Below are 10867 nucleotides of genomic sequence, written 5' to 3' on the forward strand. Positions count from 1 at the left end.
CCAGTTCTTCTTTGGATAACTGGCCCAAACTTTCTTTTTCTAGTTCTTGAGGCAGGTTTTGGTTCATATTTGTGATACTCCACCTCAACTGTCCCCTTTGTCAATACTCTGTTACCTGAATCCTTACATTAAAACTTACCAACTGATTTGGCGTTTCTTTTTGGATTGTTACAAACATATTCCGTAAAATAGGAAAAATGTTATTCTAATTACAATCAATTTAAGAAAATACCTGCATCTCTCCGACACATGAGGAGAGAAAACGGAATTTAGGGATTATGTGTTTAAAAATTAAAACCTTAGGTTCTGTTTGTGAAACGCGTAATTCAATTTCTTATAGCAAAGTCGCCCACGATGTTCGCTTGTGCTATCCTCAGATATTAGACAAGTTCGTCTTCTAACATCTATTTTTTGCACGAGTGCATTACTTGTAAGTAAAGAAATAATAATTTACTTTAGTACTGCGATCGCTCGCAAGGCAATTTTAGTTAATATTAAACTTTTCAAACAAATATAATGGCGCACTTACGAACCCTAAGCTGTTTAAAATTATAGCTTTTACAACTTGACCAGCACTGATGATTTCTTGAGAGTGAGTTCCCAGGAGTCGGTTAATTTGTTCTACTAGTAGTACACCAAGGAAACTTTGCATGGTGGAAGGGGGGATAAAAGCGTGATTGAATCATGTTCTTGCTTCCCCTGCTCGATCTACATGGCAATGTTGGGTTGGTAAACCACTAGATTCATCTCATCATAGATGCTTGCGACTATGCCGCAGTGCTCAATATCCTGTACTCCGATATCTAATGGTGATGCTGTCATGCTTCTAAAATGCAGCATTTACGATCACACTAGCTAAATTTTCTCCCAATCTGGAACTTTTAACTCACTGGCAATTTACTTAACTCTAGTTCCCGCCGTCTCGGTACATCATAAATCATGAAGTCGTAAGCCATGTCTGTACGTGGAAAAATGGCACGGGCTTCCTGAAGCATATCTTTCAAATCTATGGCGTTACCAGGAGCGTAACGAGGACTAAAATGAGTCATAATTAACTGACGGGAACCAGAGGCTAAAGCTGTTTGTGCTGCCATTGTGGTTGTAGAATGTAACCTCTGAAAAGCCATATCTGCATCTTGATGGGCAAAGGTAGCTTCGTGAATTAACACATCTGCGTCTTGAGCTAATTCCACTGCGCCCTCAGTGTAAATTGTATCGGTACAATAAGCTATTTTGCGTCCAATTTCTGTAGGGCCGCAAAGTTCAGTACCTTTAATCACTCGTCCATCTACCAAGGTGACAGTTTCACCACGTTTGAGTTGACCATAAATTCGTCCGGGAGGAATTTGTAGGGCTTTGGCTTTTTCGACATCAAAACGTCCTACTCGGTCTTTTTCGGCTACGCGATAACCAAAAGCGGTGATACGATGATGCAACTGGCCACAGCTTACGGTAAACTCATGATCTTCGTAGATAACTCCGGGACGGACGGCATGAACTTTGATGGGATAGGAAAAGTGCGTATGGGAGTATCGTGATGCAGCTTGGATATAGTCATTTAATCCTGGTGGGCCATAAATATCTATTCTGTCTACATTGCCAGCCAAGCCACAACTAGCCAAAAGACCCATCAAGCCAAAAATGTGGTCGCCGTGCATGTGAGTAATAAAAATGCGGGAAAGTTGGCTAATTTTCAGGTCACTCCGCAAAATTTGATGCTGAGTACCTTCACCACAATCGAATAACCACAGTTCCGCCCGTTGGGGTAATCTCAGGGCGACACTAGAAACATTGCGCGATCGCGTGGGTACGCCGGAACTTGTCCCTAAAAATGTTATCTGCACAGAGTTTTTCGTTTTCTTATTGCTGATTTTGGCGCTCTATTTTATATGGTGGCATGGTTTATCAAAAAATTTTGCCATAGGTCACTAATAACTAATATTAGGTTGCAGGCAATGATAATTACTTATAGCAGTAGCCAAGGCCGTTAGGACATTGGCCAATGATCAAACTCATGCACTAAAAGACTTTTAACCCTGTCACCTGTCACCTGTTCCCTGTCACCTGCTATATCTAAAAAAATAGATTCACTGCTGACGAGAAAATAAATATAATTTAGCTAACTTAGATAAAATACAAAAATACCGCGGTTTTTTACATAAACCACGGCTATAAGCTTTTAAAATCAATAGCTCAAGGAAGTTTATTTACTTTTTGAGGAAAGATTTTCTAAAAGGCGATCGCGAATTCCCATTAGTTTTTCTTGCTCGTTCACCGCGGATCGTGGTGCTGGTAAATCAGTATTAGGCCAACCGGGTAAATTATTACATGGGCATGTTTCTGCTGGCATCCCGACACTTCTCATAGGTACTGGCATGTTACAACGACCACAAGGTATCATTTCCCAGGCGGGTGTGAGTAATTGTGCAATGGTTTCGTGAGTCCCTTCTAGATAACAGTCACCAGATTCCGGAGAAACAATTCTCTGCCAACATTCTTCAAATTCTTGGCTATAGCGATCGCCTCTATATACAGGCTGAGGCAACAAGCTTGCTGCCCCATTCCTGATCATTAATCCCTTACCCAACTGAAACCAGTAGGCGAGATATCTTTTTACATCTTCTGTGTTTGCCATACCATGATTGTACATTCGGCATCAGGGGACATGCTTTGTATATGGTATTAATTTTCTATTAAAAATTTGACTATCTTTATGCAGATGAATAATAAGCAAGTTCTCTTAATTTTTCTTAATTTTTCTTAATTTTATCCTTCATAATTCATAATCTATTTCTTTTGGTAGTGGTGTTCCAAGAACACTAAGATTTAAGACATGACCAGCAGTAACTAGATAAACAACATCACAGACTGTACTCAATTGACGCACTAAAGAACCCAAGCGATCGCGGAATTGCCGACCAAGGGGATAGGCTGGGATGACACCCCAACCCACCTCTTCAGCGACAAACACCATATCGGCAGCCACTAGTTGTACTGTGTCTAAAAACTCTGTGATATTGTTTTGCCAGCTAACTTCATCCTGTTCTAAAAGATTTGTTACCCAAGTTCCCAAAGAATCAACTAACAGGCAAGTGTCAGGTTTAACGTCAGCCAAGGTGGCAGATAATTCTACCGGTACTGCCAGAGTTACCCAATCTTGAGGACGGCGTTGTTGATGTGCTTGAATGCGTTTTTGCCACTCTGCATCAGCAGGGTTTTCTGTGGCAGTTGCTACATAAACAACTTTTTTGCCGGACTGCTGGGCTAGGTATTCAGCCCATTCACTTTTTCCAGACCTAGCAGGCCCCGTGATTAAAATAACTTTACCCACAGATGTTTCCTAATAGCTTGAGCAAATGTTTAGGGTATGGGGATAGCAGGGTTAGGATAGGAATCTTTGCCTGATAACTCTACCAGCCTCATACCCTTAGACTATGATTTTTAGTTTATTTGTTGCAAATATCTTTTAAGAGATAAAATTAGCACCAGCATTAATTTGTGCCAAAATTGGCAAAAGCTAAAACTCCCAACAAACCCTTTTGAGTGATTAAATACCACAGAGGGCAGCAAACTTACAGGATATATTTATGAAAACAGGGCTAAAACGTATTGAGGCAACTCTACACGATCTAGGAAATCGAGATAACGGGACTGTCGAAGCAGGAGATTCTCCAAAGCATCCGGTATCTTTTAGAATTAGTGTTTCTGCAAAAGCAGCGACACCGGATGATGAAAACATAACACCAGAACTAACAGATAACCTTGACATACACTCCCAAAATGAAAGCACTGAAGAATCAAATTTATTTCCCCAACATCATTCTGTAGAGACATTTTCTGCACAAGAAAGTGATGCTAAAATGCCCATTTTGCCCAAGTTTAAAACTCCTAGCTTCAGCAACCATCGTCACGGAGCCAATCCAGCTTTAGCAATCAATTTGTTGCAAGAAATTCAAGCACATGTAGCTGGTTGGCAGCAAGAACTCCAAACTATTTTGCAACAAATTCAAGACGTTTACTTAGAAGGGCCGATAGTCAATGGTTGGTTAGAATCCAATCCCAAAGAACCAGAACAGCCAGGAACTGCGACATTGCGCCACGCGGAAGTTGACCGCCTAATGAACTATGTAGAAGAAATTTGTACAACAGGCGATAAGGACGCGTATCAATTTTCCCGTACAGGATACCGCCTCTGTGGATTAGATGGGTCAGGTAAAGTTTGGTCGCGTCCATGTCCACCAGATCAACTACCTACAGTGAGTATGGCTATAGCCCGTCATCAAAAGTTACGTCAACTGTTAGGACGCAAACAATATCTAGAAACGCGCCTGAGTCAGTTAGCGGAAACTCTAGTAATTTTACACAGCCATATTCAACAAGCGTAAAGTTTTAAAGACTATTTCCGAAGAAACGCGGTTGGTGGGTTGGAGTTTTTGTTATAAATTAGCACTGAGCAGGCGACCCTTGGATTCAAGGCTGTAATCTAAAATCCAGCGCTGACAACTTAAAATTAATCCCATGCCAGACATCCAAATTTCTGCCATTATCTGCACTCACAATCGAGATACCTATTTAGGTGCTGCGATTGATAGCCTATTGGCGCAGGATTTTGCAGCTGACTTTGAGGTGATAGTGGTAGATAACAACTCAAGCGATCGCACTCGTGAAGTTGTAGAACAAAGAGCCGGCAATCCCCGTTTAAAGTATATCTTTGAGCCCACCACCGGGTTATCTGTTGCCCGTAACACTGGTGCTAAAGTCGCTAGTGCGGGAATTATCGCTTATTTAGATGATGATGCCGTAGCAAGCGATCGCTGGTTGCAAGTATTGTATTCTGCCTATGAAAGCAACCCAAAACTAGCGATCGCTGGTGGCAAAGTTACGCTTTTATGGCCGCCAACTATCCAACCCCCCAAGTGGCTGTCTTCTGGGTTAGCAGGCAATTTAGGAGCCTACGACCTAGGTGAAAACTTAGTTTATATCGAGCAGCCTGGTTTAACCCCCAGAGGCTTAAATTATTCGATTCGCCGCAGCTTTCTTGCAGAAATTGGTGGTTTTGATCCCCATCTTGGTCGAGTGGGTAAAAACTTGTTATCTAACGAAGAACTGCAAATGACTGAATTAGCTCTTCAGCGTGGTTGGCAAGTTGCCTATCTTCCTGAAGCTTTAGTTGCTCATAACGTTGCACCCGAACGGCTCAATCGCGCTTGGTTTTTGAATCGCGGCTGGTGGCAAGGTATTAGTGAGTGCTATCGAGAACAACTTGCAGGTAAAGCAGGTATCAGTCAGTTACAGCGTGGTAGCGAGCGCTTGATTCGGGGTTTATATAAGTCATTACAGTATTTTTCTGACCCAGCAGAACGCTTCGACAAACTTGTGTACACATATTGTCAAATAAGTTATTTAAATGCTGCTATTCAGGGTCTGTTGTCTACATCAAATAAAAAATAACAAATAACAACATATATGTCATCTAAAATTCCAGTTTCTGTACTTATTCCTGCCAAAAATGAAGAAGCCAATTTGCCCGCTTGTCTTGCTAGTCTCCAAAGAGCAGATGAAATATTTATTGTAGATTCTCAAAGTACTGATAAGAGCATTGAAATTGCGAGTAACCAAGGTGCAAATGTTGTCCAGTTTCACTTTAATGGACGCTGGCCGAAAAAGAAAAATTGGTCTTTAGATAACTTACCTTTCCGTAATGAATGGGTACTAATTGTAGATTGTGATGAACGAATCACTCCCGAATTGTGGGACGAAATTGCTGAAGCAATTCAAAATGATGAATTTAACGGTTACTATCTCAATCGCCGGGTATTTTTCTTAGGCAAATGGATTCGCCACGGTGGTAAATATCCCGATTGGAATTTGCGTTTATTTAAGCACAAAATCGGTCGTTACGAAAATCTCAATACTGAAGATATCCCCAACACAGGTGATAACGAAGTTCACGAACACGTTATCTTGCAGGGTAAAGTGGGATATCTGAAAAACGATATGCTGCATGAAGACTTCCGCGATTTGTTCCACTGGTTAGAAAGACACAATCGCTATTCCAACTGGGAAGCCCGTGTTTATTACAATATTCTCACTGGTCAAAATGAAAAAGGCACTATTGGTGCTAACTTATTTGGTGATGCCGTTCAACGTAAGCGCTTTTTAAAGAAAGTATGGGTACATTTACCTTTTAAACCATTGTTACGCTTTATCTTGTTCTACATTATTCAGCGTGGTTTTTTGGATGGCAAAGCCGGATATATTTATGGGCGGCTGCTGAGTCAATATGAATATCAAATTGGTGTGAAACTCTACGAGTTACGCAACTGTGGCGGTAAATTGAATACGGCAAATACCACCAAATCTGCACCACCATCTCTACCCCAAAAAATCGAACAAACAGCAGTTTAGGAAGTATGAAGTATGAAGTCTGAAATAAAGAGCCCCATAGAGTCAATTTGAGAGCAATTGATCATCGGTGATTTATTTTAGACGCGAGGGACTGGGAAAATCATAATGCCCAGTCTCTTTTGTTTATTAAGCCTGCCAATTTTAGGTTCATTCCAAAATCCAAAATTGTTTGACCAATGACAAATAACCAATCTTTTGTAGATTTACGTAAATATGACCAATCTTGGTTTGACCGAGGTCGTCCAGGCTGGTATGTTTTGTTGTGGTGGTTTGTACAGGCGATCACTTTTCCTTTAACTCCACATCCTTTTAATAGTCTGCGTTGTTCTCTCCTACGACTGTTTGGCGCTCGTATTGGTAAAGGTGTGTTAATTAGACCCACCGCTCGCTGCACTTATCCTTGGAAAATTACCATCGGCGACTATAGTTGGATTGGTGATGACGTAGTTCTATACAGCTTGGATAAGATTAGCATCGGTGAACACTGCGTGATTTCCCAAAAGACTTATTTGTGTACTGGTAGCCACGATATTCAAGACCCAGCTTTTGGCTTAAAGACAGCGCAAATTACCATTAGTAATGGAGTTTGGGTAGCAGCTGATTGCTTTGTTGGCCCCGGAGTTGAAATTGGCGCGAATGCTGTAATTGGCGCTCGTAGTAGTGTGTTTGCCAATATGCCTAATGGACAGGTTTGTTGGGGAAGTCCTTGTAAACCACAGTACTCTAGATTGAAGAATTGAGTTAATCAACACCAGACTTTATTGCAATTAGAAGTATTAAGAAAAAGTGCGATCGCTCTGTCACTTTTATATAAAATTTTTCTGTATGACATCCCATAGAATAACGCCCAAAGGATTAGCTTATACCGATCGCCTGTTAGTGAGATTTTAAAATCTGCGATCGCTCCTAATATCCATTCTTAGGAAATTTCATTGACTCAAGTTTCTATTATGCTGTGATCAGTGCGACTACTTCTATTGATGCTTCAAACTGTCCAATCTTCGATTATTAACCCCGATACTTTACCAAAGTCTTGATGATTGCGAGTTAACAAAATTAACCCACGACTCAGGGCAATTGCCGCGATCCTTGCATCCATCTTTGCCAGTTTAATCCGTTGTGTTTGCAATTGAGCAAATTTCGTAGCTGCACTCGTATCAAATGAAACGAATGGTAAAACTTTGAAATCGCTGACAAGCCGGGACATTATGTCATATCCTTTCACTACATCATTCAGATTACGAGCGCGATTAATATAAGCGTGACTTCCAAGCATCTGTTCATGGAATGTCACAATCGATACAGCAAAATCTGATAGTGAGTAGTGAGCTATGCGCGTTGAAAGGTTAATGTAATCTTGTCCTGCTTGTCGCTGAAGAATACTCAGATGATCTGTATCCAATAAATATCTCATAGCTCATCTTGCGTTTCAATCAAAGACTCCTCTCCTTGTCGAATCGCTCGTCCGTAAGCCAGTACCTCTTCAAAAGCAGGTTCATCCTTGAAAGAACCTGTAATTTGTTGCAGCCAATTAGTCGATTGAGGTACCGCAATTTGCTTCTGCAATTCAACTATCGCAGCTTCTACTACTGCAAGCCTTTCCTCTAAAGAAGTGTTGGTTGCCATTTGGGTTTCCTAATGGTTACTGACTATAAGGATAATGAGTTAGAAAGGCTTTGACAATCTTTCGGATGCCGATCACAGATTAGTTAGATTTTAAAGCTTGCGATCGCTCCTGTATCCAATCTTGTAAAATTTCATTGACTAACGTTCCTGGTCAGCGGCGGCAAGTAACCTCTAACTCAGCACCTGGACTCTCAACTGTCCGCTTCATGCCCTTACTACTCCACCACTGCTATCTCAATAATCGCCACTCACCACTACTACTACCGATTGTCTTCTGGGTGCTGTCACACCTCACGGACAACCTTGAATGACGACAAAGCCTCAGATGCTCTGCCGGGGGACTGCTGTATTTTTGTCTCCGGTATTAGGTGTTCCTGTCGGTTCAATCAGTAAAAGATGAACTTCTTCTTTTGCTACGGGTCGATGTTCTACACCACGAGGCACTACAAAAAGCTCACCTGCTTCAAGATGAATATCTTGGTCGCGCAATTGGATGGTTAAACGCCCCTTAAGAACAAGGAAGAAGTCATCTGTCTCATCATGCTTATGCCAAACAAACTCATCTTTGACTTTAACAACCATGATGTCGTACTGGTTAAGCTGTGCAATAGTCTTTGGCGACCAATACTCCGAGAACTGGGAAAGTTTTTCGCTTAAGTTAATTTTGTCCATATTGTCCTAAATTGCTAACTGCCTCAGCATGGACTGTTGTCTACTTGCTTCTACAAAGCAACTTCCGAAAGTATAGCAACACTACCAAATGATTTAAGCAACGAGTGCAAGGATTACTTGCAGAGCCAGCTAACTATTTATTATGGTAGAGTCTCAGCTTATGCTGATCGCCTGTTAGTGAGATTTTAAAATCTGCGATCGCTATTCCATCCAATCTTGTGAAATTCCATTAACTAACGGCTTGGTTTTCAGCAGTTGCCAACAATCCCTGTCACTTCACCAACCAACTACCAATCCGCTGCAACAGCGTTGTTGTACTGCTGGCTATCACTTTAATACACGAGCGGAATTAGCTTCCAAGTGCGGTCTGAATAAACCTTGTATTCCTCTCCAAAGTTGGCTTCTAGCATTTTCTCCTCTACACCAATCCGGTAAGCCCGTGAAGTAATTCCAATCACTAAAAGAGCTAACAACACAACCCAATTCGTAACCGCTAATCCTGCGCCTATCTCCATCAATAAGGTTCCAAGATATCCTGGGTGGCGAATCACGTTGTACGGAGCTTGATTGACAATTTCCTGCCCTTTGATAACCTGTAATGTCCTTGTATAAAACTCACCCAATGTTTTGGCAGCCCAATACCGCATAGCCAAGCCACCAAGCATCAATGTTAATCCTATGCAACTAACAGTTGCATTATCCCAGTAGCCGATTTGATGAGTATTTAAGATAGGCGCAGCAATGACAAGCAGGATACTGATCATGCCACTAATCCATAGCACTTGAGAACTGCCAGCATCAGCTTCCCCTGGTTTGAGGCTGAGTGCCTGCTGACCTTTTCTCAGCGATCGCTCCCCTATCCAATCCTGTAAAATTCCATTGACAAACGGCTAAAGTGAGCGGCGGCAGATATGACCGAAGCGAGGGGCGAAGATCCTCTACCGTCCCCTCCACTGTGTTGTTAGCCTGCGCTGCGTCAAGTTAAATCGGCATTTACAATTCATCAATCGTCACCAACCCGCCCTCTGTAAACTGAATCACAAGTTCCTGCTCATCCAGCAAAGCAGTTCCAAGCAAAGGTCGTCTTCCTGTGGCAATGACCAGGACTTCTCGTTCTTCACCATTCTAAAGGACAGTTGCCTCATAAATTGGCAGCAACACTTCAGTGTTATCCGCCAAATTTGCAGGCGTATCGTGCCTAAATATTAAACCCATCAATGAAACTGCTTCTGAAGGAAGGCAGAGTTCCCCAGTGAAGCCTGTATCGATGACAAACTCAATCGGGATGCTTGAACCGTTCCGAAGCAGAAAGGTCAGTGCGACAGTGGCGTGTCTATCCGTCACAATTCCAGCAATCACTTACTTCTGAACCCGCTCCATGACTCCACCAAATGAGACAGCAACGTTGTAGCCAATGCGAATACCAAAGAGTCGGGCGTTTGGGTGCTTCTTGCTGAGGTTACGGGATGCTTGCAGCCCAGTTTTATCAACTTCATAATCCCCTGTTTCAATGTCGATGATGACCATCTTACCGATGTTTTCCTCAGTTTCGACCTTTTGACGGATTTCACCCTCGTACAGTTGCTTTGCCCGACGCGCAACTTCTTCGCGGCTTAAAAGAATGGCTTGCATACGCTGGCTCTAAGTCTTACGCTAACTCTTTGAACCCCTTCATAATATCTTACAAACAAATCGCATATTAGTGAGATTTTAAAGTCTGCGATCGCTCCCGTATTCAATCTTGTAAAATTCCATTGACTAATAACGGTTATGCCGCTCTAAAACTTGCTAATCAACTTGTCATACTCTGCATGTGTTCCAATCCAAAACCAGGAAATACCATTTTCGACTTCAACACCCAAAGCTCGGTAACTTAACCCTGCACGAACTGACCAGTACTTTTTGCCCAACTTCTTGAAATGCAAGGACGGATGAGATGGGTCAACTTTGAGCAACTCGTAGCATTCATCTGCTGGTTGCTGAACACTTTCAGGTAAGGCGTTGTAGCATTGCCAAAACCGTCCCGTTGTATAGCCCTCTTCTGTCACTTTCCGGAATAAGCAAGTAGTTCAGGAGCTAAATCATCCAGAAGCATAAAAGGGTTTAAATTGATTCATGGCTGCAATTAAATGATTGAATCCCAGTAACAAATGTGAATTAG

At 42.0% G+C, this 10867-nt stretch carries 14 protein-coding genes and 1 pseudogene; 5 read left to right on the top strand and 10 right to left on the bottom strand.

What is annotated here, in order from left to right; genetic code table 11:
* Nucleotides 1–496 precede the first annotated feature (496 nt).
* The 4 genes and pseudogenes from IQ259_RS27390 to cobU form a co-directional block, all read right to left on the bottom strand.
* Nucleotides 497–652: pseudogene (locus tag IQ259_RS27390) on the bottom strand (DUF4277 domain-containing protein); the annotation flags it as partial.
* Nucleotides 653–881: 229 nt separating this feature from the next.
* A complete protein-coding gene (locus tag IQ259_RS25725; protein WP_193888829.1) occupies nucleotides 882–1844 on the bottom strand; it encodes a ribonuclease Z in 963 nt (320 codons plus the stop codon).
* Nucleotides 1845–2203: 359 nt separating this feature from the next.
* Nucleotides 2204–2635: a hypothetical protein gene (locus IQ259_RS25730; protein WP_193888830.1), complete on the bottom strand. Its 432-nt coding sequence runs from the start codon at nucleotides 2633–2635 to the stop codon at nucleotides 2204–2206.
* A 138-nt stretch (nucleotides 2636–2773) separates the two neighbouring features.
* Nucleotides 2774–3331: a bifunctional adenosylcobinamide kinase/adenosylcobinamide-phosphate guanylyltransferase gene (cobU, locus tag IQ259_RS25735; protein ID WP_193888831.1), complete on the bottom strand. Its 558-nt coding sequence runs from the start codon at nucleotides 3329–3331 to the stop codon at nucleotides 2774–2776.
* Between the two features lie 256 nt (nucleotides 3332–3587).
* On the opposite strand from cobU, the gene IQ259_RS25740 reads away from it, so the two are divergent.
* From IQ259_RS25740 to hpsU, 4 genes are all read left to right on the top strand, one after another.
* Nucleotides 3588–4385 carry a hypothetical protein gene (locus IQ259_RS25740; protein ID WP_193888832.1) on the top strand — a complete coding sequence of 266 codons (798 nt, stop codon included), beginning with the start codon at nucleotides 3588–3590 and terminating at the stop codon, nucleotides 4383–4385.
* Between the two features lie 133 nt (nucleotides 4386–4518).
* Nucleotides 4519–5451 carry a glycosyltransferase family 2 protein gene (locus IQ259_RS25745; RefSeq protein WP_193888833.1) on the top strand — a complete coding sequence of 311 codons (933 nt, stop codon included), beginning with the start codon at nucleotides 4519–4521 and terminating at the stop codon, nucleotides 5449–5451.
* Between the two features lie 15 nt (nucleotides 5452–5466).
* The gene (locus IQ259_RS25750) at nucleotides 5467–6408 is read left to right on the top strand and encodes a glycosyltransferase family 2 protein (RefSeq protein WP_193888834.1); all 942 of its coding nucleotides are present in this window, start codon (nucleotides 5467–5469) and stop codon (nucleotides 6406–6408) included.
* A 176-nt stretch (nucleotides 6409–6584) separates the two neighbouring features.
* Nucleotides 6585–7148 carry a hormogonium polysaccharide biosynthesis acetyltransferase HpsU gene (gene hpsU, locus IQ259_RS25755; protein WP_193888835.1) on the top strand — a complete coding sequence of 188 codons (564 nt, stop codon included), beginning with the start codon at nucleotides 6585–6587 and terminating at the stop codon, nucleotides 7146–7148.
* A 245-nt stretch (nucleotides 7149–7393) separates the two neighbouring features.
* On the opposite strand, the gene IQ259_RS25760 is transcribed toward hpsU, so the two are convergent.
* Both IQ259_RS25760 and IQ259_RS25765 read right to left on the bottom strand, forming a co-directional pair.
* Nucleotides 7394–7822, bottom strand: coding sequence for a type II toxin-antitoxin system VapC family toxin (locus tag IQ259_RS25760; protein ID WP_193888836.1), 429 nt, complete (start codon nucleotides 7820–7822; stop codon nucleotides 7394–7396).
* Complete coding sequence (locus tag IQ259_RS25765; RefSeq protein WP_193888837.1) at nucleotides 7819–8034, bottom strand: hypothetical protein; 216 nt, start codon at nucleotides 8032–8034, stop codon at nucleotides 7819–7821. Before IQ259_RS25765 ends, IQ259_RS25760 begins: the two co-directional genes overlap by 4 nt.
* A 134-nt stretch (nucleotides 8035–8168) precedes the next feature.
* Here IQ259_RS25765 and IQ259_RS25770 point away from each other — a divergent pair, with 134 nt between their 5' ends.
* On the top strand, nucleotides 8169–8345 hold the full coding sequence (locus IQ259_RS25770) for a hypothetical protein (RefSeq protein ID WP_193888838.1): 177 nt from the start codon (nucleotides 8169–8171) through the stop codon (nucleotides 8343–8345).
* 10 nt (nucleotides 8346–8355) lie between these two features.
* Here the strand turns inward: IQ259_RS25770 and IQ259_RS25775 are convergent, their stop codons facing one another.
* The 4 genes from IQ259_RS25775 to IQ259_RS25790 form a co-directional block, all read right to left on the bottom strand.
* Nucleotides 8356–8706 (bottom strand): cupin domain-containing protein, encoded by a 351-nt coding sequence (locus IQ259_RS25775; protein ID WP_193888839.1) that lies wholly within the window; start codon nucleotides 8704–8706, stop codon nucleotides 8356–8358.
* A gap of 332 nt (nucleotides 8707–9038) precedes the next feature.
* The gene (locus IQ259_RS25780) at nucleotides 9039–9470 is read right to left on the bottom strand and encodes an isoprenylcysteine carboxylmethyltransferase family protein (RefSeq protein ID WP_228014784.1); all 432 of its coding nucleotides are present in this window, start codon (nucleotides 9468–9470) and stop codon (nucleotides 9039–9041) included.
* Nucleotides 9471–10065: 595 nt separating this feature from the next.
* Complete coding sequence (locus tag IQ259_RS25785) at nucleotides 10066–10338, bottom strand: hypothetical protein (protein ID WP_193888840.1); 273 nt, start codon at nucleotides 10336–10338, stop codon at nucleotides 10066–10068.
* A gap of 146 nt (nucleotides 10339–10484) precedes the next feature.
* Nucleotides 10485–10754, bottom strand: coding sequence for a hypothetical protein (locus IQ259_RS25790; protein WP_193888841.1), 270 nt, complete (start codon nucleotides 10752–10754; stop codon nucleotides 10485–10487).
* Nucleotides 10755–10867 lie beyond the last annotated feature (113 nt).

The sequence above is a fragment of the Fortiea sp. LEGE XX443 genome, from assembly GCF_015206815.1.
Classification (GTDB): Bacteria; Cyanobacteriota; Cyanobacteriia; order Cyanobacteriales; family Nostocaceae; genus Nostoc_B.

Excerpts from the sequence above, each read along its gene's own strand:
- IQ259_RS25740 (WP_193888832.1), top strand. The coding sequence starts at position 3,588 with ATGAAAACAGGGCTAAAACGTATTGAGGCAACTCTACACGATCTAGGA.
- IQ259_RS25775 (WP_193888839.1), bottom strand. The coding sequence starts at position 8,706 with ATGGACAAAATTAACTTAAGCGAAAAACTTTCCCAGTTCTCGGAGTAT.
- IQ259_RS25760 (WP_193888836.1), bottom strand. The coding sequence starts at position 7,822 with ATGAGATATTTATTGGATACAGATCATCTGAGTATTCTTCAGCGACAA.
- IQ259_RS25780 (WP_228014784.1), bottom strand. The coding sequence starts at position 9,470 with ATGATCAGTATCCTGCTTGTCATTGCTGCGCCTATCTTAAATACTCAT.
- IQ259_RS25730 (WP_193888830.1), bottom strand. The coding sequence starts at position 2,635 with ATGGCAAACACAGAAGATGTAAAAAGATATCTCGCCTACTGGTTTCAG.
- IQ259_RS25750 (WP_193888834.1), top strand. The coding sequence starts at position 5,467 with ATGTCATCTAAAATTCCAGTTTCTGTACTTATTCCTGCCAAAAATGAA.
- IQ259_RS25765 (WP_193888837.1), bottom strand. The coding sequence starts at position 8,034 with ATGGCAACCAACACTTCTTTAGAGGAAAGGCTTGCAGTAGTAGAAGCT.
- IQ259_RS25785 (WP_193888840.1), bottom strand. The coding sequence starts at position 10,338 with ATGCAAGCCATTCTTTTAAGCCGCGAAGAAGTTGCGCGTCGGGCAAAG.
- hpsU (WP_193888835.1), top strand. The coding sequence starts at position 6,585 with ATGACAAATAACCAATCTTTTGTAGATTTACGTAAATATGACCAATCT.
- IQ259_RS25745 (WP_193888833.1), top strand. The coding sequence starts at position 4,519 with ATGCCAGACATCCAAATTTCTGCCATTATCTGCACTCACAATCGAGAT.